The sequence below is a fragment of the Pseudomonas sp. B28(2017) genome (genome assembly GCF_002113025.1).
Taxonomy (GTDB): Bacteria; Pseudomonadota; Gammaproteobacteria; order Pseudomonadales; family Pseudomonadaceae; genus Aquipseudomonas.
Genome location: NZ_NEJH01000008.1, coordinates 25684 through 52448, shown reverse-complemented (window position 1 = coordinate 52448; position 26765 = coordinate 25684). Strand labels below are relative to the sequence as shown.

Sequence of the window (26765 nt, the reverse complement as noted above, 5' to 3'; positions counted from 1 at the left end):
CCGCCGAAGCGGGTTTTTTGTGGATCAGGTCACACTGGGTGATCAGAGCTCGGAGAAGCACTCTTCGATGATCGCCAGGCCTTTGTCCAGTTGCTCGTCCGGCGAGGTCAGCGGTACCAGGACACGCAGAACGTTGCCGTAGGTGCCGCAGGACAGCAGGATCAGACCCTTCTCGCGAGCCTTGGCCACAACGGCTGCCACGGCGGTCGGGTTCGGCTTGTGGCTGTCGCCGCCTTCGAACAGCTCGACAGCGATCATCGCGCCCAGGGCACGAACTTCGCCGATCACCGGGTACTTGGCCTGGATGGCCTTCAGGCCGGTTACCAGGCGCTCGCCAACAGCCTTGCAGCGATCCAGCAGGTGCTCTTCTTCGAACACTTCCATCACGGCCAGGGCCGCGGCGCAAGCGATCGGGCTACCGGCGTAGGTGCCGCCCAGGCCGCCTGGAGCGATGGCGTCCATGTATTCGGCCTTGCCGCACACACCGGCCAGCGGGAAGCCGCCAGCGATGGATTTGGCGAAAGTGGTCAGGTCGGCAGCAACGCCCATCTGCTCCATGGCGAAGAAAGTACCGGTACGGCCAGCGCCAGTCTGTACTTCGTCAGCGATCAGCAGGATGCCGTGCTGGTCGCACAGGGCACGCAGACGCTTCATGAACTCTTTCGGCGCGACGTAGAAACCACCTTCGCCCTGTACCGGCTCGATGATGATCGCGGCGATGTCTTTCGGCTCAGCGTCGTTCTTGAAGATGCGTTCGATGCTGGCGATCGAATCGTCGATGCTCACGCCGTGCAGTTCGTTCGGGTACAGCGCGCGGAAGATGCCGCCTGGCATCAGGCCCATGCCGGCCGAGTAAGGCACGACTTTACCGGTCAGGCCCAGGGTCATCATGGTGCGACCGTGGTAAGCGCCGGTGAAGGCGATCACGCCGGCACGGCCAGTGGCGGCACGGGCGATCTTGATGGAGTTTTCAACGGCTTCGGAACCGGTGGTTACCAGCAGGGTTTTCTTGGCGAAATCACCTGGCACCTTGGCGTTGATTTTTTCGCACACTTCTACGTACGGCTCGTAGGCCAGTACCTGGAAGCAGGTGTGGGTCAGCTTGTTCAGCTGCTCGGTCACGGCGGCGATGACTTTCGGGTGCACGTGGCCGGTGTTCAGCACGGCGATACCGCCGGCGAAATCGATGAACTCACGACCTTCAACGTCGGTCACGGTAGCGTTCTTCGCGGAATCGGCGAAGATCGGGTGAATCTGGCCAACACCACGTGGAACAGCAGCGGTACGGCGGGCCATCAAATCAGCGTTAGTCTTGCTCATACTTTCCTCATTCACCGCTCATCGGGCGGCGTGGTTCAAGGATTAAGCGGCGGGGAACAACAGCGACAGCATGCGATGATCGACTGCCACAGCGTTCCCGGCCACCGAGAAAATTTCGTTTGAAGCACGCAAAGGGACAGCGCTCTCGTGCCCTTTGCGTTTGAAGCGATGCCTTTTTCCGGACTTAGATGCCCAGGCAGAGGTATTTGATTTCCAGGTAGTCTTCGATGCCGTATTTGGAGCCTTCACGACCCAGGCCCGAGGCCTTGATGCCGCCGAACGGCGCGACTTCGTTGGAGATCAACCCGGTGTTGACGCCGACCATGCCGTATTCCAGGGCTTCAGCCACACGGAACACACGACCCAGGTCGCGGGCATAGAAGTACGAGGCCAGGCCGAACTCGGTGTCGTTGGACATCGCGATCACGTCGGCTTCGTCTTTGAAGCGGAACAGTGGAGCCAGTGGGCCGAAGGTTTCTTCCTTGGCCACGGCCGCGTTGTTCGGCACGTTGGTCAGGATGGTCGGTTCGAAGAAGTTGCCTTCCATCGGCTTGCCACCGGCCAGTACGGTCGCGCCTTTGCTCAAGGCATCGGCGATGTGCTCCTGCACCTTGGCCACGGCTTTTTCGTCGATCAGCGGGCCAGTGGTGGTGCCGGCTTCCAGACCGTTGCCGATCTTCAGCTTGGCCACAGCCGCTTTCAGTTTCTCAGCGAAGGCGTCGTAGACACCGTCCTGAATGTACAGGCGGTTGGCGCAGACGCAGGTCTGACCGTTGTTGCGGTATTTGGAAATGATCGCGCCTTCGACGGCCTTATCCAGGTCCGCGTCGTCGAACACGATGAACGGCGCGTTGCCGCCCAGTTCCAGGGACACTTTCTTGATGTCCTTGGCACATTCGGCCATCAGCTGACGACCGATTTCGGTCGAACCGGTGAAGGACAGCTTGCGCACGATCGGGTTGCTGGTCAGTTCGGTACCGATGTCGCCGGCGCTGCCGGAAACAACGCTGAACACACCGGCAGGAATGCCGGCACGCTGGGCCAGTTCGGCCAGGGCGAAAGCGGAGTACGGGGTTTGCGAAGCAGGCTTGAGCACCATGGTGCAACCGGCGGCCAGGGCCGGGCCGGCTTTACGGGTGATCATCGCGGCCGGGAAGTTCCATGGAGTGATGGCTGCGGTCACGCCGATTGGCTGCTTGATCACGATCAGGCGCTTGTCTGGCTGGTGGCCCGGAATCACGTCACCGTAGATGCGCTTGGCTTCTTCGGCGAACCACTCGATGAAGGAAGCGGCGTAAACGATTTCGCCCTTGGCTTCGGCCAATGGCTTGCCTTGTTCCATGGTCATCAGGCGAGCCAGGTCGTCCTGGTTCTCGATCATCAGTTCGAACCAGCGACGCAGTTTGCCCGCACGTTCTTTGGCGGTCAGTGCACGCCAGGCCGGCAGCGCTTTGTCAGCAGCTTCGATCGCACGGCGGGTTTCGGCAGCGCCCATTTTCGGCACGGTACCCAGAATTTCGCCCGTTGCCGGGTTGTTGACCTTGATCGTCTGACCATTGTCCGCATCAACCCACGCGCCATCGATGAAGGCTTGCTGGCGGAACAACTGGGTGTCTTTAAGCTGCATGTCGGCTTTCCTTAACAGCACCGCGCACGCGCGGAGCAAATTATGATTGTAGAAAGGCGCCTCGATAGGCTGCCGTCAGGGAAATCATTCACCGGGCTGAAGCACAAAATAGCGCACTGATTGAACTCGTGCGGTTCAGCACCCAGACAAGAGCGTTTGAAATCTCAAACGAATCCTAGGATCAAAGGGGGTAAAGGACAATAGCCTGTTCGAAAAAAAGAACGAAAACGACGCTTTTGCCTGTTTTTTCTGATCAACGTAGCAGGCGCGCGTTACGCTTGTAATAAACGTAAGCGACTCAGCAGCATGGACGCCTTCAATGCATATGAGTATTATGGCGCCCGCTGCACCAGTAGCTCAGCTGGATAGAGTACTGCCCTCCGAAGGCAGGGGTCGTGGGTTCGAATCCCGCCTGGTGCGCCATACGTTGAAGCGAGAAAGCCTCAGGCCTTATGGGTCTGGGGCTTTTTTGTGGCCCACAAAAAAACCGCCGAAGCGGACTTTTTCATTCTGTTGTCCAGTCGAACTCGTCGTACTCATCATCGTCTTCGTCGTCCTCGAAGAACTCCTCTTCAAGATCGTCGTCTTCAACAATGTCCTCTTCCGGCTGATTCAGCAGAAAATCCTTGCGACTCTCGGTAATCGCTCGCCGCAGTTCTTCACCCTTTTGCGGGCAGTTGAGCATTTGGGCGATGCGGTCGATCTTTTTTGCCACGGCATCCTCCAACGCATCGGCTATGGCCTGATAGTGCGCGCTTTCGGGGGTGGATGCCAAATTCCCGGAATGCTGCGCACTTCAGTTTTCTGCAAATCCGCTGAGGCGATCAGCCTTTAGCGGTGATAGCGCCGCACCACGCTGCTGTTTCTCAGGACGTGGCCTTTGATTTTTTCCAGCAGCTGCGCACGGGTCAGGCCGGCGGGCAGGGCGTCCGGGGCCAGGTCCAGGGCGTAGATCTGGATGATGTAGTGATGCGCGCTGTCGCCAACGGGTGGGCAAGGGCCGATGTAGCCGGTGGTGTTTTTGCTGTTGGTACCGCCAAAGCCCTCGAGGCCGGGTTTACTCCCGGCGCCGGCCGGGATCTGGTGAGTGCCGGCCTTGATGCCGTAATGCACCCACTGATCGATGCCCTGGCCCTTCTGGCCGTCAGGGTCGTGCATGACGATGGCATAGCTTTGGGTGGCTGCCGGGCCGGCGTTCCAGTTCAATGCCGGGGAAATGTTGTGTCCGCCACAGCCGGCGGAATCGCTGGCGGCGGCCGACGTGAACAGACGGTCATCGGAGACGCCGGGAATGTTCAGGGTGAAGCGTTCCTGAGCCTGCGCCGGGAACTGCACGCAAAGGGCGACTGCTACGGCCGCGAGCCAAGGGTTCATTGAGGTCAATCGGGACATACCGGAGCACCTTGTGCGTGTTGGGCCGTCGTCGGCGTGCAAACTATAGCCGGACCGTTCGCGCCTTGGCAGAGGGAATTGGCTGAACCTCGCGATAAGTACCAGACTCATAGGTGATACGTCTGTCTGGAGAGCGATCATGACTCTGCATCGCGTTGCGCGTGTCGCCAATGTGCCCGAAGACCGGGGTCTGGAAGTGCAGGTCCAGGGCAGCAAGATTCTGCTGCTGCGGGCCGGTGAACAACTGCGTGCCTATCAGGCCGAATGCCCTCATGCCGGAGCCCCGCTGGCGGACGGGGCGATATGCCATGGGCGCCTGACCTGTCCGTGGCACAAGGCGCAGTTTCGGATCGAGGATGGCGGTCTCAGTGAACCGCCAGCCCTGGACAGCCTCAAGCGCTATCCCCTGGAAGTCCGTGACGGCGACATCTGGGTCGGCGACCAGCCGTTTCCGGACGCCCACACGCCACCGGCCGACGATTCGCGGACCTTCATCATTGTCGGCGCTGGCGCGGCAGGCACGGCGGCAGCGGCGGCGTTGCGCGAGAAAGGTTTCGGCGGCCGGTTGCTGTTGATCGACCGCGAAGCCGACGCCGGATACGACCGCACCGCGCTGAGCAAATATGTGATCGCCGGGGAGATGCCGCTGCACGAAGTCCCGCCGCTGCGCGACGAGGACTTTTACCGCGAGCAGCGAATAGAGCGCCTGCGAGGCGAAGTGGCAAGCCTGGATGCGCCAAACCGGATGCTGTGGCTGACTGACGGCCAATCACTGACATACGACTCCGCGCTGCTGGCCACCGGCGGCGTACCAAACTCGTTGACGCTGCCTGGCGCCGACCTGCCGCAAGTGTTCGTTTTACGCTCCAAAGTCCATGCGCAGCAGATTCTGGACAGCGCCAGCGCCGGCCAGCGGGTCGTGATCATTGGCGACAGTTTCATTGCCATGGAGTCCGCCTCGTCCCTGCGCCAGCTTGGCTTGAATGTGACCGTGCTGGCCCGCCACGACGTGCCGTTTGCCAGGCAGTTCGGTGACACGGTCGGCAAGGCCATTCGTGCGCGGCATGAAGCCAATGGCGTCGTGTTTCATACCCAGGGCAATGCGGCACGGATCGAAGGGACGGAGAAGGTCGAAGCCGTGCAACTGGACAACGGCCAGCGCTTGCCGGCCGATCTGGTGCTGGTCGGCATTGGCGTCACGCCGGCCACTGTTGCCTTCACCGGGCTGCCGAAAGAGCAGGATCACTCGCTGATTGTCGACGACGCAATGCGCGTGACCGAAGGCCTCTGGGCAGCTGGCGATATCGCCACGTTCCCGCTGAACAACCAACGCTTGCGCATCGAACACTGGCGGCTGGCCCAACAGCAGGCGAGGATCGCCGCGGCCAATATGCTGGGCGGTGACGAACATTACCTCGACGTGCCGTTTTTCTGGACCTGGCATTTCGGTAAAACCTACGACTACCTCGGATACGCCGAGGCCTGGGACGAAGTCGAGTTCAAGGGCGATCCTTACGATCCGCCCTTCATAGGCCTTTTCGGAAAAAATGGCATGGTATTGGCGGCGGTAGCCTGCGAGATGGACCGGACCATGGCGATGCTCGCCGAGCGGATGAAGCAACCGTTGCCATGGGAAGAGGCATGGCGGTTGATCCGTGACGTGCCCTCGTGATGCCAGACAGCAAAACGCCCGGCGCCTGCGCAGTGCAGAGGCCGGGCGTTGCCGGGTAAACGACCGCCGTTATTCGGTAGCGCCAGCACCCTCGAACTTGCTCATCACAAAACCGGCAAACTCTTCGACGGTCATTTTCTGGCCGTTGAAGTCCACCTGATTGTTGGCGTAATGCAAATTGGTGACGATGTTATTGCCATCCAGTTTTGCCAGTTGGCTGCCGATCGCCATGCTGCTGAACATATCCGCGGTGGCGGTGGCCTGGTCGGCAATCAGCTTGGCATCGGTCTGACCGTCGATTTGCGATTGCACGGTCAGTACATCGACCAGCATGGGTTTGGACACTTGCAGCTTGAAGTCCAGCAGCGCAATCAACTGCCTGACCAACTGATCAGTCGGCAGGTCGATGGCTTGTGGCTTGGTCAGGTCGAGCACCATGTTGGCGCGGCTCTCACCATTGGCGGTGTTGAACGACAGGTTTTCCAGGGCCACCCGCGGACCGGCTGCCAGCAGTTTTTCCAGGCTGGATTTGAGCAGTGCCTCTTCAGCTTCGGTCAGTTTCAGCTCCGGTGCCGGCAGACCGGCCGCCGTCGCTTCGGCCGCCGCCCGTTCATACGGCTGCAGTTTGCTCTGGTAAACCTGCATCAACGACAGAGTGGCCGGGATGTCGAGGTTCTTCAGGCTCATGGCCAGCGCACCGGAACCGATGCTCTTGCCGTTCAGAGACACTTCGCCGACCTTGTAATCGGCGCGCCCGGAGGCGCTGCTGCCCGATTCTTCAGTCAGGTTTTTCATCTCGAATTTCTTGAAGTCCAGCACCGACTGCTTGACGCCAAAAGTCGATTTGCCGCTGGCCAGTTCAAGGACGTTCTCGCCGGTGTAGAAACCGTAGGTACTTTTTGTCAGGTTGCTGGCCAGGGTCAGGCCGTTCAATTCAACCTGCACCGGTGCCTGGTCTTCGGAAACGGTGGTTAACTTCAAGCTGTCCATGTAGCCGTTGGCCTTGACCTTCTGCGCCTTGGCACTGGCGTCGACGTCGATGCTCAGGCCGGAGAACTTCATGCTCGACTTGTCATCCAGCGCCATCTCCAGCGGCTGCAACTCGAGGGTGCCCTTGGTGGCGTTGTCATAACCGATGTTGATCACGCCGGTCAACGGGGATTTGTCCTTGGCGGCGGCAAACCACTTCTCGGTGAGCGGGGTCTTTTCCAGTTCGTAGTGACTGGTCGCCAGGACCGGCAGCCACTTCAGCGACATCAGCCGCGAGAACGGCAACGGGCCGTGTTCGATGTGATCGACAAACAGCAACTCGACCGGCGCTTCGCCGAACATTTCACCTTCGCCCTTGAGGCGATAGTGCGCGGTGCTGCTGAATACATGACGCTCCAGCGACACCAGCTCCAGCGACGCGGTGCCGTTGGAACCGACCATGGCCGCTTGCAGTTCCTTGTTGGCATCGGCAATCGAGGTGTTCAACACACCTTCGAGTCTGGTGCCGGTGAACCAGGCTCCGCCTGCGCTGATGGCACCGATTGCGACAACGATTCCCAGTAGCACGCCTGCTGATTTATTCATGTATGACCCGTTCAATGTCCGTTGTTGAAAGTGAGGTCGTCTTCCCTGAACCCATGAAGGGTTGCGGCTCGACTGCGCTGAAAGTGGAATGGAGATTAGCATCAGGCGCGACGAACGGCCCAATGATTAAAGGCGAAAGAGCGTCTTGGGGTTGTTTAATGGGCGGAGAGTTTCGGCGGATGTTCGATCGCCTTCGCGAGCCTGCTCGCGAAGGCGATAAAACAGTCAACATCAACTCAAGAGTATTGGACCTCAATCTCATCCAGTTGATGATCGAAGCTTTTGAGCCGCGCAGTCCAGGTGTACACCAGCACTTCGAAGTCGCGGTTGATCACCGCCCCGCCTGTCACTTCCGCGCGCGGGTCGCAGACATCCAGCTGATAGCGTTCGCGGGCCATGGCCGTGGCGACATCAGCCAGTTCCCGGGCATTGTTGAGCCAGTGTCGACCGTCGTCAGCCACTTGCCGGTCCAGCGCCACGCATTGTTTTTTCAGGGAGTCGAGGCTTTTTTCCAACGGCGTTCCGGTCAATTCGCCCATGACTTCCTGAAACGTGCGCCCCGGTTGCCAGTAACTGCCCCAGAAATAACGGTCGAACACCGTTTCGACACGGCGCAACGCCACCTTGGTATCCCAGATCAGGACCAGGGTCTTGCCTTGTTCGAGTTGTCTTTTCTTGATGCGTTGATTCTGGACCGAGGCCCAGGCCACCACCGCAATAGACATCACGGCAATCAGTGCGACGGCACTGTCGAGGAACACCAGTGCCTTGTCGATCTGGTGGGCCAGCATAATGCCGTAGAAATAAGTGGCCGACAGCAGCACCAACGCCACGATGGCACACCAGAAACCGAGAGCGTAAGGGTTTTTCATTATTGGTTTCCCCCTGACCTGCGCGAGCCTTGTGCGAAGAAAGGGCGCTTTGCACGGGGCGCCCCCCAACACTTCAAAGCATAGCAACGGCCTCAGGGTTTGCCGGAGTTAGACGCTTGCGTTCGTCCGCTTTCCCAACCGCCGCCCAACGCGAGGAACAAATCGATCTGGCTGGCGGCAACCTGGGTGTTCGCGGCCGCCAGTTGCGCCGTGACATCGATGTAGGTGCGCGTGGCTTGCAGGTCGGCCAGGAACGAGGCGCGGCCGGCCTGAAAGAACCGGTGGGTCTGGTTGGCCGCCAGTTTTGCCGATTGCTCGGCGTCCGCCAGGGCATCGCGACGTTGCAATAACGCGGTGTACTGGGCGAGGCCGGTCTGGGTCTCGCGAATGGCGTTGAGCACCACCCCGTCGAAATGCGCCAGCGTCGCCTGGGTCACCGCTTCAGCTTCGCGGATACGCGCCCGGGCGCCGTTGGTCGGCACCTTCCAGGTCAGCGACGGACCGAAGCCCCAGCGGTTGGTAGACGGGTCGCCGAGATCGTCGAGGATACCGACGGTACCGATGGTCGCACCAATGCTGATGTTCGGGTACAACTCGCCCGTGGCGACGCCAATACCGGCCGTCGCGGCCGCCAGTCGCCGCTCGGCCTGCCGCACATCGGGACGACGCTTGAGCAACGCGGCGCCATCGCCTACCGGAATCAGTTGCGCGATTTTTGGCAGCTCGTCACAAGTGGCGGTGCCCGCCGGCAGTTGGTCCACCGGCTTGGCCAGCAACATCGACAAGCGGTACAGCCCGGCCTGACGCGACGCTTCATAGCGCGGCATGTCGGCGCGCAGGGATTTGAATTGGGTTTGCGAGCGGGTGACCTGGGTTTCGTCGCCACGCCCGGCATCGCGCAGGCGCTGGATCAGCGTGGTGCTCTGGGCTTGCAGGTCGAGGGAGTGCTGGGCAATTTCCCGCTCTTCGTTGGCCGCACACACTTGGGTGTAGGCCCGGACCACGTCGGCCACGACGGTGATGCGTGCAGTATCGGCGGCGGCCTGCGTCGCATCGGCATTGGCCTTGGCCGCTTCGATACCGCGTTGCAAGGTACCGAACAGGTCGAACTGGTACGACGCGCTGATGCCGATATCGCCGATGTTGGCCACCGGCACTTTTTCCGGCAGCAGGAACGCCTGGCCAGACTCCTGCAGGCGCTGGGCACCCATCTGCACGCCACCGCTCCAGCCGCCCGCCGCTTCGGCCTCATCAACCTGAGCGCGAGACCGCGACAGACTGGCCGCCGCCACGCGCAAATCGGTGTTGGAGGCCATGGCCTGCTGCACCAACTGGTCGAGTCGCGGGTCCTGATACAAACGCCACCAATCGGCCGGCACCGGTGCGGAAACCACCGTTTTGCCATCGACCGCCAGATCACCCTGGAAGTCTGGACGATGGACAGCCGCCTCTTCAGGCAAATGATAATCCGGCCCGACCATCTGACACGCCGACAGCAGCAAACTCAATCCGGCGACCGCCAAACCCGAGGCCTTGCTCATTGCGCCGGCTCCCGTTTCTGATCGTCGATGATCGATACCGTGGCGGTGCGCCCGGCGATCATGCGGAAGTCTTCCGGCACGTCGTCGAAGGCGATGCGCACCGGAATCCGCTGGGCCAGCCGCACCCAGCTGAATGCCGGGTTGACGTTGGGCAGCAGGTTGTTGCCGCTGGTGCGGTCACGGTCTTCGATACCGGCGACGATGCTCTCCACATGCCCACGCAGGCGCGCATTGTCGCCGATCACCCGAATGTCGACGCTCTGCCCGATATGAATGCCGTTCAGTTTGGTTTCTTCGAAATAGCCGTCGATGTGGAACGAATTGCTGTCGACCACCGACAACACCGGCCGCCCGGCGCTGACGAACTCCTGGGTCCGTGGCGCACGGTCGTTGACGTAGCCGTCCACCGGGCTGCGGATCACCGAGCGGTCGAGGTTGAGTTGTGCGCTGTCCACCGCCACCTGGGCTTCCATCAACGCCACTTGGGCGCGGGCCACTTTCGATTGGCTTTCTTCCAGTTGTTCACCCGGCACCAGGTTACCAAGGCCTTTGTTTCGCTTGGCCTCACGCTGGGCCTGGGCCTGGGTTTCCTCGCGGTCGGCGACGGCCGCCTTCGCTTGGCGCAGGGCCAGCTTGAAGCGGTCCGGATCGATGCTGAACAGCACCTGGCCGCGCTTGACCAACTGGTTGTCGCGCACCTCCACTTGCTGGATCAGCCCGGAGACATCCGGGGCGATTTGCACGATGTCGGCACGGATGTGCCCGTCACGGGTCCAGGGCGCGAACATGTAATACATCACCATGCGCCAGACCACGACAACGGCGAAGCTCACGATCAGCAGGGTCAGCACCACGCGGCCCAGGGTTAGAAACGGTTTTTTCATGTCATCAGGTATCGACTGAGTGAGTCCACGGCGCCAAGCAACAGGGCGTAGAGGGCCACGTTGAACAATGCCCGGTGCCAGACCAGACGGTAAAAGTGCAGGCGCGTCAGCACCCCGTGCACCAACAGATACAACACATACGTAATGCCCATCAGCACCAGCAGCGTGGGCAGGAACACCCCGCTGAGATCCAGGTCACCGATCATAAGGGCGCTCCATCAATGCCATGGGGAAGCGGTTCCTCGGGCTCGACGAAACCGACGAACTCGACGCCGGGCAACAAGGCCAGGCGCAGGCCGCTCAGGGCGTGCAGCAAATGCCGGCGGGTTTCATCATCGCCGGCACCGCTGAGGGCACGACGCGTGCGGTCGAGGGTCATCAGCAACGGGCTCGGTGCCTGCAAGCGTTCACCGGCCTTGAGACAGGCCTTGAAGTACTCGCCAACCTCGGCCACCACCTGACGCAGCAGCACCTGCGGCACACCGAGGATCCGCGGCGTATAAGCGAGAAGGTCCAACAGATTCAGCGCCACTCGCACTTCCCGCAGCGCCACCCCGGAGTCCTGGCCGGTCATGGCCAGACGCGGCAGATGCTGCATCAGCCGATCGAGCATCCGTATGCCCAGAAGTCGATGTTCAGACAACGTGGCTGGTTCGGCGAGGCCGACAATGTCTCGCCAACTGAAACGGGTCAGGCGCTTGGCTGCCAGTTCGGCACCGAACGGCCGGGTGATCAGGGTCCAGATGAACGCGAACAGCAGGCCCATGGGACCGGCCAGGTTGGAGTTGGCGAAACTGAGGAAGTCCGCGTCGTAGGCACCCTGAATGCTGATGAAGGACGAGGTGTTGACCAGGGTCAGCAGCATGCCCAGGTAAAACTGCGGCTTGACCGTCAGGGTACCGACGCAGATGAACGGCACGGCAAACGCCAGCACCAGCATCGGAAAGTCATGCAGGTTGGGCAGCACCAGAAACAGATAAAGGCTGGCGAACACCACCGACATCGCCGTCCAGAAAAAGAACCGGTAAATCTGCGGCGCCGGGTCGTCCATCGAAGCGAAGAAGCTACAGGCCACCGCCGCCAGGATCACTGCGCTGCCGCCATCGGTCCAGCCGAGCAGAATCCACAGCACCGAGGCCACGATAATCGCGGTCACGGTGGAAGCCGCGGAATAAAACATCAGGCCGCGATCCAGAAACGGGCTCAGCCGTCCCAGCCGCCAATGCCGATACACCGCGCGCCAATTGTCCTGGCTTTCGCACTGGATGGCGCATTGCAGGCTGCGGCAGTCCTGCCACAAATCGATCCACTCGCCGAGGCGGTAAATCGCGTTGGAGAACAGCAGTTGCTTGCGGTCATCCAGTGCCTGGGGAGCAGGCTGCAGGGCCTCAAGTTGATCCTTCAGTGCTTGCCAGCGGTCGAGATCGGCATCCTTGTGCCCGAGCCATTCGGTGGTGGCCGTCAGCAATGGCGCGAACTTGTCCACAAGCTCGGGGGTGCGCCGTTCCAATGCGTAAAGCGCGTCGTCGAGGGCATCGATCACTGGCAGCAGGTGAATCATCCGACCGCGCAACTCCTTGGTGTTGCGCACCGTCTGTGGACGCGAACCTTCGTGGGGCAACTGACCGATCATCAACTCCAGGGAGTTAAACGTGGCAACCATCGATGCCCGCAACGCACTGACTTCTTCAGGCTGCACATTGCGGCTGAGGAAGCGCAGGCTGTAGGTCGATGCATCGGTAAACCATTTGCTGACCGAATCATTGAACACCGGCGCCAGACGCCTGGGCCAGAACATGGCACCCACCACCGCCGCCACGGCGATGCCGAGGAAGATTTCTTCGGTCCGTGCCTCGGCCACATCCCACACCCCCAACGGGTTACTCACCACCGGCAGGGCGATCAACGGCAAGGTATAACCGGCGAGCATCAAGGCGTAGTTGTTGGCTGTGCGCAAATGCAGGGACAGAAACAGCAGCGTACCGGTCCACAGTCCAATCACCACCACCAGCACGTAAGGGCTCTGTACGAACATCGGCACGAACAGAACCGCCGCCGCAGCACCGACAAACGTGCCGATTGCCCGGTACAGCGCCTTGGAGGTGGTCGGCCCGAGAAATGGATTGGAGACGATGTACACCGTGGCCATCGCCCAGTACGGACGGGGCATCTGCATGAGCAAGGCGATGTACAGCGCGATCATCGATGCGGCGAAGGTGCGGACTCCGTAGAACCAGTCCCGCGCCGGAGGCATGCCAGAGAAAAATCCGTTCAAGAGTTGGCCACCGATGGCGGCGTGGCCGCTTCAAATGCTCTCAGTACCCGCAGCGTAGCTTCCAGGTCACGCTGGTCAATGCCTTCAAGCACCTCGTTGCGCAAGCGCACCAGCTCCACTTCGACCGCCTGCACCAGGTCCCGACCGGTTTCGGTGAGGCTCAGGCATTTGGCGCGGCGGTCCTGTGTGTCTTCGGTCCGGCAGACGTAACCGGCATGGCACAGTTGATCGAGCAGGCGCACCAGCGACGGACTCTCCATCCCCGCGGCTTGCGCCACCGTCACCTGGCGCACGCCCTCGCCCAGACGCCCGATCATCAACAGCGGAACGGCGCACGCTTCGGAGATTCCATAGTTGACCAGCGTGGTCTGGCAGATTTTGCGCCAATGCCTGGCGGCCACCACCATGGCACTGCTGATGTTCATCTGGAGGACGTCGAGGCTATTCGGCACGAGGGAAAACACACACTGTTAGTTTGCTAACTATCAATATCGCATTGGAGGGGATTTTCCGTCAAGTTTTGAAACAATTGCGTAACAGCGACCTTCCGGGAACCATCAACATTTCCTGGCGCGCTCATACACTTCACTCCGCTCCCGCTTTCCTACTGCAACGACAGAAACGACAACGCGCTCATCTATCACCTCGTAGACGAGTCGGTAGCCAGATGACTTCAATTTGATTTTGTAGCAGTCGGGCATGCCATGGAGTGAGTCAGACGGGATTCGGGGCATTTCGAGCCGTTCGGCCAACTTCTTTTTGAATTGCTCACGCAGCGTATGCCCCAGCTTGTCCCACTCTTTGCGTGCAGATGGCAGAAATTCGAGCTTATAGGTCATCCAGCGTTACCGGAATTGGCGTTTCATGACGACGAGAACGCACGATTTCCGCCAACTCCAGATCGTCGAGACGCTCCACCATGGCCTCGAAAATATCTGCCGGGACCATGTAGCCCATGACCCGATTGTGATTGAGCACTGCGACAGGCCCTCCATGAGCGCCACTCAAAACGGCAGAGGGGTTTTTCTTTAGTTCAGACACGCTGACAGCCATATCAGCCAAAACACTTTGCATAATTAAGACCTCAAATAAGGTCTTAATTTTGGTCAATTACTTTGATCAGAGCAACCTCTGCGGACCGCCGCCTATCAGTTTTTTATACCCCTCGCCCTTTCCTCAACATCACATCCAGCTGATCCACCACTTCCGCCCAATCCGCGTCGTCGAGAATCTCGTCCCGCAGAAGTTCCGCCTGACTCGGGCTCCAGAAAAACGCATCCGCAAGGTGCAGTTCCGGTTTGAGCGGTGAATGGGTGGCGATGAATTTATCGATGCTTTCGGCATCGTCCGGCAGACCGAGTTGCTTGAACAGCGAAGGAAGATTGTGGGTCGGGTTTTCCATGTCGAACTCCTGGGGATCAATTCAAGGACCGCTGCGCGGTCATCGCGAGCAAGCTCGCTCCCACAAGGATCTGTGTCGATCACAAAACCTGTGGGAGCGAGCTTGCTCCGGGTGGCGTTCCGACGATGACGTCAGCATTGACGAAACAAAACTCAATGACTCAACTCCCGCACCTCGGCATGCGGCACCATTTTCAGGAATTCGGGCACGTCCATGCGCACCAGATTGACGTGGTTGCCGGCCTCCAGATAGATGTCTTTCTGCCGGGTCAACAGGGGATCGATAACCACATCCAACCCATAGGCCTCACCCAGCGCCGGTACGGCGCCGCGTTCGCAATCGTCGAACAGGTGCGCCAGGTTGCTTTCGCGGGAAACCTGCCATTCACCGCTGCTGCGGACTTTGCTCAGGTCAAGGTGACGGCTGGCGGGCAGTACGGCCATCAGGTAATGCCCATGGTGATCGTCGAGGATCACCGATTTGGCTACCCGTTCGGCAGGAATACCGGCGACCCGTGCCGTTTCGAGGCTGCTGGCCGAGTGTGGGTGGCTGACGATGTCATATTGGCATTGAGCCTTTTCCAGGCTTCGCTGCACGGTTCTTGCCATACGCATGATGCACCTCGGTGTCCGCAACAACCGCTGACGGACGCTGGTTAACACTTCTTTCGGTACTGAAAGTCTAGGCCCGATGGCGCGTTCCGGCGGGAAATCCGCCCATCGGACGTCGTCGACAATTGAGCAAAATTCATACAACTGGCGGGTCAACTAAACTGTCTACAGAGCCACCCCCAAGACTCTCCCGGAGGGTCACGTGAACACGCGTTGTTGTGCCGTTGCGTTGCTGTTGGCGTTGTGCGGATCAGCCTGCGCCGCCGACACGGTTGTGTTGCTGGTGCCCAACCCCATCGGGATCTGGCTGATCACCTTCGGCCTCGCGTTCCTGATCGCTGAGGCGGCCCTGCCCAATTACGGTGTGATCGGCCTGGGCGGCATCGTGATGTTCGTGATCGGCGCAGTGATCCTGACCAATACCGATGTGCCCGAGCCGCTGATGATCGGCTTGGGACTGATCAGCGCGCTGTTGCTGATCTACCTGGTGATTCACGCCCTGAAGACCCGACCGCGGCACACCGTCAGCGGTGATGCCGGGCTGCTCGGCAGCGTGACGGCGGTAACGTCCTTGCAGGCCGGCAACGCCTATGGCGGCTGGGTACATCTGCAAGGAGAACGATGGCAAGTGCTTAGCGCGACGCCGCTGCAATCCGGGCAACGGGTGCGGGTAGTGGGGCGCAAGGGTTTGCTGCTGCAAGTGGCCGCGGCTGACGCGGCGCCGGGCGGAGAATAGTCATGGGTTTGCAATTGGGTCTTGTCGCGCTGCTATTGTTGATCATCGCACTGGCGGGGGGAACGTTCCGCATCCTGCGCGAGTACGAGCGCGGCGTGGTGTTCCAGCTCGGGCGCTTCTGGCAGGTCAAGGGGCCCGGCCTGATCCTGCTGATCCCGGTGGTCCAGCAAATGGTCAGGGTCGATTTGCGGACCGTGGTGCTGGACGTTCCGCCGCAAGACGTGATCACCCGCGACAACGTGTCGGTCAAGGTCAATGCGGTGCTGTATTTCCGTGTGCTCGATCCGCAGAAGGCAATCATCCAGGTCGAAGACTTCCTCGCCGCCACCAGCCAACTGGCGCAAACCATGCTGCGGGCGGTACTGGGTAAGCACGAACTGGACGAACTGCTGGCCGAACGCGAACGGTTGAACCTGGACATCCAGCAAGTGCTCGACGCTCAGACCGACGCCTGGGGCATCAAGGTTGCCAACGTCGAGATCAAACACGTGGACCTCAACGAATCGATGATCCGCGCCATTGCCAAGCAGGCCGAAGCCGAACGGGAACGGCGAGCCAAGGTGATCCACGCCGAAGGTGAATTGCAGGCCTCGGAAAAACTCATGCAGGCCGCCGAAATGCTTGGCCGCCAACCGGGGGCCATGCAGCTGCGCTACATGCAGACCCTGAGTTCGATTGCTGGCGACAAGAGCTCGACCATCGTCTTTCCGCTGCCTATCGAGTTGCTCAAGGGCATGGCGGACTTGTCGTCGAAACCCTGAACACCGATCGGTTCAGGGCTTGGGCAGCACTGCGGACTCACCGAGCCAGGTCAACAGTCGATCAAGGCAGGCCTCGACTGTTTGTGCCCCGGTGTCGAGCACCAGCGCCGCGTCAACCGGTGCCTGATACGGCGCAGACACCCCGGTAAACCCGGGCAACTCACCGCGCCGGGCGCGGGCATAGTGACCTTTCGGATCACGTTGCTCGCACACGGCCAGGGTCGCGCTGCACCAGACTTCCCGGTAATCGTCACCGAGCCGCCGGGCGAACACATCGCGCAACTCCACCAGGGGCGCGATCATCGCCAGGATCACGATTTGTCCGTTTTCCACGAGCAACGACGCCAGTTCGCTGGCGCGGCGAATGTTCTCCTGACGATCGCTGTCGCTGAAGCCCAGGTCTCGGTTGAGCCCCACCCGCAACCCGTCACCATCGAGCACCACGCTCTGCAGTCCGCGGGCAAACAACTCCGCGTGCAGCGCTTGCGCGAGGGTCGACTTGCCTGCCGCCGGCAGGCCGGTCAGCAGTATCGCCGCGCCGCGATGACCGTTGCGCCGCTCGCGCTGGGCTCGGCTGATGCTGGCGCTCGGCGCCTTCACGTCAGCGCGCGGGGGCATGCGTCACCGGAACTGAAATATCACCTGCCGCCCAAGCCGCTTCGCGGTTGGCCAGGGCCGTGGCGATGGACTGGACTTGCGTCGATTGCACTTGATCCGGCAGCGGGTCAAGGCCGGCGCTGGCGAAAATCTGCCCATAGGCGTTACGCAGGTCGGCGTAAGACAGGTCTCGACGAAGATCGGCCTGCAAGGTGTTCAACTCACCCTGGATCAGATCCAGTTCGCCAATACCTTCCGCCTGGTGACGGTTGCGCAACTGACCGACGATTTGCCCGTCGATGTCCGACAGTTGCTGATTGGTCTTGAACTGGCGCAGGGCCTCGCGGTAGTTGGCATTGGCCACATACAACTGCGCCAGCACCGCAATCGACATCGCCTGACGGCGCGCGGTGGCGACTTCTTCACCGGCCTTGGCCACGTCGATCGCCGCAGGCGCCGAGATCACGTTGAACAGGTTCCAGGTGACTTTGACGCCATAGTCGGCCCAGCCTTGTTCCACCAGGAATGAGTTGCTGTCGTAATGTCCGCCAGCGGAGAACTCCAGGCCCGGCAGCAGGCGCAGCATGGCTTTGCGGGTCTCGGCCGCGCTGATGCGGCTCTGATAGTCCTGTTCACGCAGTTCCGGACGACTGGTCAGGGCTTCCTGTTCGAGGCTGGCCAGATCGACCTTGAGCTCGGGAATCTCATAACCGTTATCGGTCGCCAGGGTCAGCTCCGTGCCCATTGGCAGGTTGATCAGGGTCGCCAATTCAGTCTTCGCCAGCGACAATGCACGACGCTGCTCTTCCAGTTGGCGTGTCGCTTCGATCAGCGAGCGCTGATAGCCGAGGGCCTGCACCGGATCGCCAATGCGTTGCTGGCTCATGCTCTGGCTGTTATTGCGGGCGGTTTCGACCCGCGCCATGAGGCTGTCGATCTGCGTGAGCAGACGCTCGGCAGCCATCGCCCGCCAGTACGCCGAGCGCACGTCCTGGACGATGGTGTTGATCACCTTGCGCCGACGCTCCTGGACGATCAGGCGCTGGTCGCCTTGCTGCTTGGCGCTGATGTAACTGACACCGAAATCGAGCACGTTCCAGACCATGGTCAGGTCCGCCACGTCACGGTCGCGGTCCTGGGAGGTCGAAGGTTCCAGGGACTGCGTGCCGGTGCGCACACTCTGGCTGCTGGAGGCGTTGACGTTATTGCGGCCCACGTATCCGGCGTCCAGCGCCATACGCGGCAGCATGTCGAAACTGGCGAGGTCGAGCTGACGCTTGGCCAGGGCCTCTTCCATGATTTTCAACCGGCCTTCGAGGTTGTACTTCACCGCACGGGCCATGGCCTGGTGCAGGGTCAATGGGCCGCCAAGCGGCTCCTGTCCCTTGTACATGCTTTGCAGGTCACTTTTGGCCCGCTGCTCACTGACACTGCGCTCGATCGGCTCACTGGTCACAGCACATCCGCTGATAGCCAGTGCCAGCAGGCTGGCTCCGAACAACTTATGACTTCTCTTCATCCTTGCATCGCCCCTGGGTGCCGCATCACAAGTGGAGGTTTTCATCAGGCCTGCATTTCGCTGATGCCGGCCAGTTTCAAAGCGGCGGCCAGGTTGTCGACCTGCTGCTGCTCGTTGTCTTTGAGCTGTTGCAATTGCTGGCCCAGGGTCGGTGCGCCAAACACCCCGCGCAGGCCCTGGGAAACATCGCCGGACTTGATCGACTGACTGCCAAAGGCGCTCAACGAATCACGCTCGGTACTGCTGTCCTGATTGAACAGGCTCGACAGCGTGCTGGTGCTGAACACACCACCATCGCCGCCGCCGAAACCGAGGAAACCATGCCCCGAACCCTCGCCACCGCCGTCATTGCCGCTGAAAACCTGGGCGATGAAACTCGGGGTCAATGCGCCGTGATTCATGAAAATATCGCCCAACGGCCGAATGCCATTGCCGATCACCCGCTGTTCGAACAACGGCGGGAAGGTCAACGGTGAACTCAGGTTGCCCGTCGGAGGCGTGAAAATGACCGGTTGCAGCGGCACGTTGGGCACATCGGGCAGCGTCACCGGCGGGTTGCTGCGCAAATCCGGGTCTGCCGACACGAAAACGAGCGAGGAAGTTGGCACCGTGTTGATGGCAAAGTTATCGGATTGGCTCACGCCGCTACCACTGTTGCCAGCCATGTCGCTGATACCGGCACGGTCGATGCTGATCGTGTTGCTGGCGATATTGACGTTGGCGGTCGGCGTCAGGGTCGCGGTCCAGGTCTTGCCGCCATCGCTGCTGCTCAGGTCGGACAAGGTGCCGTTGGCAATACTGATGTCGGACAAATCAAACCCGCTGACCGCTTCGTTGAAGGTGATGGTCACCTGCGAAGTCTGGCCCACCCCCAGGTTCGGATTGGCGACTACGATGGTGGCGGTCGGAATTTGGGTGTCAATGGCGTAGGTATTGGAGTTAACCGTACCGCTGCCGGCGTTGCCGGCCAGATCCTGCACACCTGCCGTGTTCAGCGCGATGGTGTTGCTGGTGTCGGTGATGTCGACCGTCGGGGTGAAGGTGGCGGTCCAGGTGATCCCGCCGTCGCTGGAACTGACATTGCTCAGGGTGCCGTTGGCGATGGTCAAGTCACTGTTGTCGAAACCGCTCACCGCTTCGCTGAAGGTAATGGTCACCAATGAGGTTTCGCCGGTACTCAGCGCTGTGTCGGCAACCTCGATGGTCGCAGTCGGCAGCGCGGTGTCGATGGCAAGATTATTCGAGTCGGTGGTGCCGGCCCCCGTGTTGCCCGACGCATTGGCCACGCCGCTATTGTCGAGGGTGATCAGGTTGCTGGCGTCAGTAATGCCCGAGGTTGGCGTAAAGGTCGCCGTCCAGGTGATCCCGCCGTCGCTGCTGCTGACGCTGCTCAATGTACCGTTGGCGATGGTCAGGTCAGCGTTGCTGAATCCTCTGACCGCCTCACTGAAGGTAATGGTCACCAGGGTCGTTTGGTCGGCCTTGAGTGCCGTGTCAGCGATCACGATGCTGGCGGTCGGCACGCTGGTTTGTACCAGGTAATTCGCCGAGTTGGTCACCCCGCTCCCGGCGTTGCCTGCCGAGTCGGTGACACCGCTGTTGTCCAGAGTGATGAGGTTACTGGTATCGGTGATCGCGGCCGTCGGGGTGAAAGTCGCCGTCCATGTAAGGCCACCGTCGCTGCTGCTCAACCCGCTCAAGGTGCCGTTGTCGACGCTCAGATCAGAACTGTCCAGACCACTGACCGCCTCACTGAAGGTGATGGTCACCAGGGTCGTTTCACCCGGATGCAGGTCGGTGTCGGCCATGACAATGGTGGCGGTCGGGCGCTGGTTGTCGATCGCGTAATTGTTCGAATCGGTGGTGCCGCTGCCGGTGTTGCCGGCCGCATCCTGAACACCGCTGTTATCGAGCTGGATGAGGTTGCTGGTGTCGGTGATAGCCGCCAACGGTGTCAGGGTGGCCGTCCAGGTGATGCCGCCGTCGCTGCTGCTCACCGCACTCAAGGTGCCATTGGCGATGGTCAGGTCGGCGTTGCTGAAACCGGTCACTGCTTCGCTGAAGGTGATGGTCACCAGCGAAGTTTCACCGATGTTCAGGGCATTGTCGGCGACCACGATGGTGGCGGTCGGGCGCAGGGTGTCGATGGCGTAGTTGTTGGAGTCGGTGGTGCCGCTGCCGGCGTTGCCCGAGGCGTTTTGCACACCGCTGTTATCCAGGGTGATGACGTTGCTGGTGTCGGTGACGGCGCTGGTCGGGGTGAAGGTTGCGGTCCAGGTGACACCGCCGTCGCTGCTGCTGACGGAGGTCAAGGTGCCGTTGGCAATGGTCAGGTCACTGTTATCAAAACCCGTTACCGCTTCATTGAAGGTAATGGTCACCAGCGACGTCTCACCGCTTTGCAACGCATTGTCGGCGATCACGATGGTCGCCGTCGGCAGCACCGTATCGATGGTGTAGTTGGCGGAGTTGGTAGTGCCGCTGCCGGTGTTGCCGGCCACATCGCTGACATCGGTATTGTTCAGGGTGATGATGTTGCTCGTGTCATTCACGCCGGCGGTCGGGGTGAAGGTCGCCGTCCAGGTGATGCCGCCGTCACTGCTGCTCACCGTAGTGAGCGTACCGTTGGCGATGGTCAGGTCGGCGTTGGTGAAACCGCTCACCGCTTCGCTGAACGTAATGGTCACCAGCGAGGTTTCGCCCGCACTCAAGGTGGCGTCTGCCAGGATGATGGTCGCGGTGGGGCGGAGCGTGTCGATGGCGTAGTTATTGGAATCGGTGGTGCCACTACCTGCGTTGCCTGCCAGATCGCTGACCCCGGTGTTGTCCAGGGTGATCAGGTTGGTGGTGTCGTTGATGCTCGCCGAAGGCGTGAAGGTCGCGGTCCAGGTGATGCCGCCATCGCTGCTGCTCACCGCGGTGAGCGTACCGTTGGCGATGGTCAGGTCGGCATTGGTGAAACCGCTCACCGCCTCGCTGAAAGTGATGGTCACCAGCGAGGTTTCGCCGACTCTCAGCGCCGTGTCCGCGACCACGATGGTGGCCGTCGGGCGCACGGTATCGATGGCATAGTTGTTGGAATCGGTGGTGCCGCTGCCGGCGTTGCCCGAGGCATTTTGCACACCGCTGTTATCCAGGCTGATCAGGTTGGTCGTGTCGGTAATGCTGGCGGTCGGGGTGAAGGTCGCGGTCCAGGTGATGCCGCCATCGCTGCTGCTGACGGAGGTCAAAGTGCCGTTGGCAATGGTCAGGTCGGCATTGGTGAAACCGCTTACCGCTTCGCTGAAGGTAATGGTCACCAGCGACGTTTCACCGATTTTCAACGCATTGTCGGCTACCACGATGGTCGCCGTCGGCAGCACCGTATCGATGGTGTAGTTGGCGGAGTTGGTGGTGCCGCTGCCGGTGTTGCCCGCCACGTCGGTGATACCGGTATTGTTCAGGGTGATGACGTTGCTCGAGTCATTCACGCCAACGGTCGGGGTGAAGGTCGCGGTCCAGGTGATGCCGCCGTCGCTGCTGCTCACCGCCGTGAGCGTACCGTTGGCGATGGTCAGGTCGGCGTTGGTGAAGCCGGTCACCGCTTCGCTGAAGGTAATGGTCACCAGCGAGGTTTCGCCCGCACTCAGGGTCGCGTCCGCCAGGACGATGGTTGCCGTCGGACGTTGACTGTCGACGGAGAAGTTATTGGAGTCGGTGGTGCCGCTGCCGGTGTTGCCGGCCGCATCAGTCACCCCGGTATTGTCCAGGTTGATCAGGTTGGTCGGATCGGTGATGCCCACTGCTGGCGTCAGGGTGGTGGTCCAGGTGATGTTATCGCTGGTGCTCAGACTGCTCAGGGTACCGTTGTCCACCGTCAGGTCGGCCGTGGTAAAGCCAGTCACCGCCTCGGAGAAGGTGATGGTCACCACCGATGTCTGCCCCACCGCCAGCGCCGAATCCGCGACCACGATGGTGGCCGTCGGGCGCTGGGTATCGATGGCGTAGTTGTTGGAATCGGTGGTGCCGCTACCAGCGTTGCCCGAGGCGTTTTGCACGCCGCTGTTATCCAGGGTGATGATGTTGCTGGCGTCGGTGATGGCGCTGGTCGGGGTGAAGGTCGCGGTCCAGGTGATGCCGCCATCGCTGCTACTCACCGCACTCAAGGTGCCGTTTGCGATGGTCAGGTCGGCGTTGGTGAACCCACTGACGGCTTCGCTGAAGGTAATGGTCACCAGCGAGGTTTCACCGATTTTCAACGCATTGTCGGCCACCACGATGGTCGCCGTCGGCAGCACCGTATCGATGGTGTAGTTGCCGGAGTTGGTGGTGCCGCTGCCGGTGTTGCCGGCCACGTCGGTGACCCCGGTGTTGTTCAAGGTAATCAGGTTGCTCGAGTCATTCACGCCGACGGTCGGGGTGAAGGTCGCGGTCCAGGTGATGCCGCCGTCGCTGCTGCTCACTGCGGTGAGCGTACCGTTGGCGATGGTCAGGTCGGCGTTGGTGAAACCGCTCACCGCTTCGCTGAACGTAATGGTCACCAGCGAAGTTTCGCCAGCACTCAAGGTGGCGTCTGCCAGGACGATGGTCGCGGTGGGTCGGAGCGTGTCGATGGCGAAGTTATTGGAGTCGGTGGTGCCGCTACCGGCGTTACCCGACAGGTCATTGACCCCGGTGTTGTCCAGGGTGATCAGGTTGGTCGTGTCGTTGATGCTGGCGGAAGGTGTGAAGGTCGCCGTCCAGGTGATGCCGCCGTCACTGCTGCTCACCGCCGTGAGTGTACCGTTGGCGATGGTCAGGTCGGCGTTGGTGAAACTGCTCACTGCCTCGCTGAAAGTGATCGTGACCAGTGAGGTTTCGCCGATTTTCAGCGCCGAGTCCGCGACCACGATGGTGGCTGTCGGGCGGACGGTGTCGATCGCATAGTTATTGGAATCGGTGGTGCCACTACCTGCGTTGCCGACACCATCAATGACCCCGGTGTTGTCCAGGGTGATCAGGTTGGTCGTGTCGGTGATGCTGGCGGTCGGGGTGAAGGTCGCGGTCCAGGTGATGCCGCCGTCACTGCTGCTCACCGCCGTGAGCGTACCGTTGGCGATGGTCAGGTCCGCATTGGTGAACCCGGTCACCGCCTCGCTGAAGGTGATCGTTACCAGCGAGGTTTCGCCGATCCTCAGCGCTGTGTCCGCCACTACGATGGTCGCGGTCGGACGGAGCGTATCTATCGCATAGTTGTTCGAATCAGTGGTGCCGCTACCGGCGTTGCCCGCCAGGTCGCTGACCCCGGTGTTGTTCAGGGTGATCAGGTTGGTCGTGTCGGTGATGCTGGCCGTCGGGGTAAAGGTCGCCGTCCAGGTGATGCCGCCATCGCTGCTGCTTACCGCGCTCAGCGTACCGTTGGCAATGGTCAGGTCGGCGTTGGTAAACCCGCTGACCGCTTCGCTGAAGGTAATGGTCACCAGCGACGTTTCACCAATGCTCAGGCTGGTATCGGCCACCACAAGGGTCGCGGTCGGGCGCACGGTATCGATGGCGTAGTTGTTGGAATCGGTGGTGCCGCTCCCGGCATTGCCCGCCAGGTCGCTGACCCCGGTGTTGTCCAGGGTGATCAGGTTGGTCGTATCGGTGATGCTCACAGTCGGGGTAAAGGTCCCCGTCCAGGTGATGCCGCCATCGCTGCTGCTCACCGCCGTGAGCGTACCGTTGGCAATGGTCAGGTCCGCGTTGGTGAAACCGGTGACCGCTTCGTTGAAGGTGATGGTCACCAGCGAGGTTTCGCCGACTTTCAGCGCATTGTCCGCCACCACGATGGACGCGGTCGGGCGTACGGTGTCGACCGTGTAGTTATTGGAGTTGGTGGTGCCGACGCCGGCGGTGCCCAGACCGTTTATCACCCCGGTGTTGTCCAGGGTGATGACGTTGGTCGTGTCGGTGATGCTGGCGGTCGGCGTGAACGTTGCTGTCCAGGTGATGCCGCCATTGCTGCTGCTCACCGCACTTAACGTACCGTTGGCGATGGTCAGGTCGGCGTTGGTGAAACCGGTCACGGCCTCGGAAAAGGTGATCGTGACCAAGGATGTTTCGCCGATGCTCAGTGTGGTGTCAGCGACCACAATGGTCGCGGTCGGTGGTGGAGCGTACGCGGTGTTGAGTACACCGCCGTCGTTGTAGATGTTTGCGGAGGAGGTTGGCGAGGTGCCGGTTGTACCTCCACCTAATGCGGTACCACCCGCACCACTGGCCGCGGCATTACCGGCCAGGGCCGCGAAGTTGGCGGCCGTCATCAGCAGCGTGCCTTTGTTCCAGATCGCACCGACGCCCCGGCCACCCGCGCCGCCGTTGCTGGCATTGCTACCTTGGCCACCACCACCGCCACCGCCGCCACCGGCGCCGATGTTATTGCTGATGGTCGACGTGCCGATGACGGTTATGGTGCCGCTACTGGCGTTGTAGATCCCGCCTACCGCGTTGCCGCCAGCACCACCTACCTTGTCCCAACCGGCCCCGCCGCCGCCACCGCCAATGGAAATCGTGCCATTGGTGGCCGTCGCACCGTTACCGCCGTTGCTGTAATAGGAAACGCCCACACCGCCGGCCCCGCCAGTGGTGGTACCGCCGCGACCGCCCATATGGGTGGCGTCATAACCACCGCCGTAACCACCGACGCCAGCGCTGCCCGCCTGGCCGCCCAACGTGCCGGTGCCCGGCCCGGCCGTACCGCCATGCCCGCCGCCCTGGCCGCCCAAACCGCCACCGCCACCGCCACCACCGCCGTAAAAAGCGCCGGTGACACCGCCACCGCCACCGCCACCGGAAGCGGCGTTGGAGGTCACGGTAACGTTTTTCAGGGTCAGATTCCCGGCGTTGAAAATCCCCCCGGCCATCGCGCCCGCCGCACCGTAGCCACCGTTGCCGCCATTGCCCGACACCAGGCCACGGGTGATTACCAGGCCATCGAGCGTGACGGTACTGCCAGAGCTCACTTCAATCACTCGGGTCTTGTACTGACCATCGAGGGTCACGTCAGCCGCGCCATCGTTGTTCAAGTCGCCATCAATGGTGATGTTCTTGTTGATCAGCAGTTCGGCGGTCAGCTGCACCGTCATGCCGCTGCTGAAGGTGACGATATCGCCGTTCTGCGCCGAGGCGAGGGCGGCACGCAACGAGCCGACGCCCGTGTTGGCGTTGTTGGTGGCGGTCCAGGTGGCCAGGCCCCACTGATAGTCGCTCATGGCCGTGGCCGAGAGGACGTTGGCGCTCTCGATGTTGCCGGTGACGATTTCCAGATCCCAGTCACCGCCCACACCGGTACGGTTGCTCGAAGCCGCTACATCGCGGCCGGTCATTTGCGCCAGCGAGTCGACAAAGCTCAGGCCACGCTCGCCTTCGGCGGTGTAGCAGCCGTAGATCAGAATGTCACCGCCAGCGTTCATGTCCTTGCCGATTTCCGCCAGCACCGCGCTGCGGGCGGCGACGTTGTCAGCCGACAGATAGCTGTCGCCCAGCCACAGGTCGCCAGCGTTGCCGTGGGCAATGATCTGCACAGAGCTGATGCCTTGATGCTGATCGAGGTAGTCGGCTATCTGCTGCAGTCCATCCTTGCCCGCGGCCAGTTTCACGACCTGGGTCCCGGGCGCGACGCCTTGGAGCAGGCTGTCGGCATCTTTCACCCGGGAGTCGACGAACACCACGCTCTGCCCGGGCACCGCAACGGGGCTGGCCGCTGGTGTGGCATCGGCCTGGCCGTGGGTGTCCTTGCTCGCCGCCGGGTGATCGGCAGCCGGCGTCTTGGCGGCATCGGCTGTGGAATGACTGTCGGCCTGGGCGGCGGTATCGGCCACTGTGGCGGCGACGGCGCCGTCGAACAGCATGCGCGGTTCAAGGGACATGATCATGGGCGCCGCTGGTGTCCGTTGGCCTTCGGCCACCCGTGACTTTGCCTTTGCCCCGCCAAAAATGGTCCACCACATGCTGCTCACCCGAATTCGAACGAATTTACGTA

General features: G+C 61.3%; 21 protein-coding genes and 1 tRNA gene. 4 read left to right on the top strand and 18 right to left on the bottom strand.

From position 1 onward, the window contains the following. Positions 1–42: 42 nt before the first annotated feature. Both gabT and gabD read right to left on the bottom strand, forming a co-directional pair. Entirely contained in the window at positions 43–1320 is a 1278-nt protein-coding gene (gene gabT, locus CAF65_RS19700) for a 4-aminobutyrate--2-oxoglutarate transaminase (RefSeq protein WP_085717786.1), read from the bottom strand. Positions 1321–1504: 184 nt separating this feature from the next. Then, positions 1505–2947: an NADP-dependent succinate-semialdehyde dehydrogenase gene (gene gabD, locus CAF65_RS19695; protein WP_085717785.1), complete on the bottom strand. Its 1443-nt coding sequence runs from the start codon at positions 2945–2947 to the stop codon at positions 1505–1507. Between the two features lie 346 nt (positions 2948–3293). Here gabD and CAF65_RS19690 point away from each other — a divergent pair. Further along, positions 3294–3370: transfer RNA gene (locus CAF65_RS19690), tRNA-Arg, on the top strand. A gap of 82 nt (positions 3371–3452) precedes the next feature. On the opposite strand, the gene CAF65_RS19685 is transcribed toward CAF65_RS19690, so the two are convergent. Both CAF65_RS19685 and CAF65_RS19680 read right to left on the bottom strand, forming a co-directional pair. Beyond that, entirely contained in the window at positions 3453–3722 is a 270-nt protein-coding gene (locus CAF65_RS19685; protein WP_223457256.1) for a hypothetical protein, read from the bottom strand. A 56-nt stretch (positions 3723–3778) separates the two neighbouring features. Continuing rightward, on the bottom strand, positions 3779–4339 hold the full coding sequence (locus CAF65_RS19680) for a YbhB/YbcL family Raf kinase inhibitor-like protein (RefSeq protein WP_085717783.1): 561 nt from the start codon (positions 4337–4339) through the stop codon (positions 3779–3781). 139 nt (positions 4340–4478) lie between these two features. Here CAF65_RS19680 and CAF65_RS19675 point away from each other — a divergent pair, with 139 nt between their 5' ends. Next, on the top strand, positions 4479–6011 hold the full coding sequence (locus tag CAF65_RS19675) for an FAD-dependent oxidoreductase (protein WP_085717782.1): 1533 nt from the start codon (positions 4479–4481) through the stop codon (positions 6009–6011). A 69-nt stretch (positions 6012–6080) separates the two neighbouring features. Here the strand turns inward: CAF65_RS19675 and CAF65_RS19670 are convergent, their stop codons facing one another. From CAF65_RS19670 to CAF65_RS19620, 11 genes are all read right to left on the bottom strand, one after another. Beyond that, entirely contained in the window at positions 6081–7586 is a 1506-nt protein-coding gene (locus tag CAF65_RS19670; protein WP_085717781.1) for a YdgA family protein, read from the bottom strand. 236 nt (positions 7587–7822) lie between these two features. Continuing rightward, complete coding sequence (locus CAF65_RS19665) at positions 7823–8458, bottom strand: NADH:ubiquinone oxidoreductase subunit N (RefSeq protein ID WP_085717780.1); 636 nt, start codon at positions 8456–8458, stop codon at positions 7823–7825. Between the two features lie 92 nt (positions 8459–8550). Next, positions 8551–9999, bottom strand: coding sequence for an efflux transporter outer membrane subunit (locus CAF65_RS19660; RefSeq protein ID WP_085717779.1), 1449 nt, complete (start codon positions 9997–9999; stop codon positions 8551–8553). Further along, positions 9996–10883, bottom strand: coding sequence for an HlyD family secretion protein (locus CAF65_RS19655; protein WP_085717778.1), 888 nt, complete (start codon positions 10881–10883; stop codon positions 9996–9998). The genes CAF65_RS19660 and CAF65_RS19655 overlap by 4 nt, the downstream gene beginning before the upstream one ends. Then, entirely contained in the window at positions 10880–11089 is a 210-nt protein-coding gene (locus CAF65_RS19650) for a DUF1656 domain-containing protein (protein WP_007987399.1), read from the bottom strand. The genes CAF65_RS19655 and CAF65_RS19650 overlap by 4 nt, the downstream gene beginning before the upstream one ends. Continuing rightward, on the bottom strand, positions 11086–13158 hold the full coding sequence (locus CAF65_RS19645) for an FUSC family protein (protein WP_085717777.1): 2073 nt from the start codon (positions 13156–13158) through the stop codon (positions 11086–11088). The genes CAF65_RS19650 and CAF65_RS19645 overlap by 4 nt, the downstream gene beginning before the upstream one ends. After that, positions 13155–13583, bottom strand: a complete 429-nt coding sequence (locus CAF65_RS19640) for a MarR family winged helix-turn-helix transcriptional regulator (RefSeq protein WP_178076722.1) — start codon at positions 13581–13583, stop codon at positions 13155–13157. Before CAF65_RS19640 ends, CAF65_RS19645 begins: the two co-directional genes overlap by 4 nt. A 132-nt stretch (positions 13584–13715) precedes the next feature. Next, entirely contained in the window at positions 13716–13997 is a 282-nt protein-coding gene (locus CAF65_RS19635) for a type II toxin-antitoxin system RelE/ParE family toxin (protein WP_085717776.1), read from the bottom strand. Beyond that, positions 13987–14232, bottom strand: coding sequence for a type II toxin-antitoxin system Phd/YefM family antitoxin (locus tag CAF65_RS19630; RefSeq protein ID WP_085717775.1), 246 nt, complete (start codon positions 14230–14232; stop codon positions 13987–13989). Before CAF65_RS19630 ends, CAF65_RS19635 begins: the two co-directional genes overlap by 11 nt. Before the next feature lie 82 nt (positions 14233–14314). Beyond that, positions 14315–14560, bottom strand: a complete 246-nt coding sequence (locus CAF65_RS19625) for a DUF2789 domain-containing protein (protein ID WP_057399133.1) — start codon at positions 14558–14560, stop codon at positions 14315–14317. Between the two features lie 152 nt (positions 14561–14712). Next, on the bottom strand, positions 14713–15174 hold the full coding sequence (locus CAF65_RS19620) for an aminoacyl-tRNA deacylase (protein ID WP_085717774.1): 462 nt from the start codon (positions 15172–15174) through the stop codon (positions 14713–14715). Positions 15175–15373: 199 nt separating this feature from the next. Between CAF65_RS19620 and CAF65_RS19615 the strand changes: the two genes are divergently transcribed. Continuing rightward, positions 15374–15907, top strand: coding sequence for an NfeD family protein (locus CAF65_RS19615; protein WP_085717773.1), 534 nt, complete (start codon positions 15374–15376; stop codon positions 15905–15907). Between the two features lie 2 nt (positions 15908–15909). Further along, entirely contained in the window at positions 15910–16668 is a 759-nt protein-coding gene (locus CAF65_RS19610) for a slipin family protein (protein WP_085717772.1), read from the top strand. Between the two features lie 12 nt (positions 16669–16680). Here CAF65_RS19610 and cysC read toward each other — a convergent pair whose 3' ends face one another. The 3 genes from cysC to CAF65_RS19595 are packed head-to-tail and all read right to left on the bottom strand — an operon-like array spanning position 16681 to position 26733. Next, positions 16681–17286 (bottom strand): adenylyl-sulfate kinase, encoded by a 606-nt coding sequence (gene cysC / locus CAF65_RS19605; RefSeq protein WP_085717771.1) that lies wholly within the window; start codon positions 17284–17286, stop codon positions 16681–16683. Then, complete coding sequence (locus tag CAF65_RS19600; RefSeq protein WP_085717770.1) at positions 17270–18784, bottom strand: TolC family protein; 1515 nt, start codon at positions 18782–18784, stop codon at positions 17270–17272. Before CAF65_RS19600 ends, cysC begins: the two co-directional genes overlap by 17 nt. Positions 18785–18828: 44 nt before the next feature. Beyond that, the gene (locus tag CAF65_RS19595) at positions 18829–26733 is read right to left on the bottom strand and encodes an Ig-like domain-containing protein (RefSeq protein ID WP_371919019.1); all 7905 of its coding nucleotides are present in this window, start codon (positions 26731–26733) and stop codon (positions 18829–18831) included. Between the last annotated feature and the right edge of the window lie 32 nt (positions 26734–26765).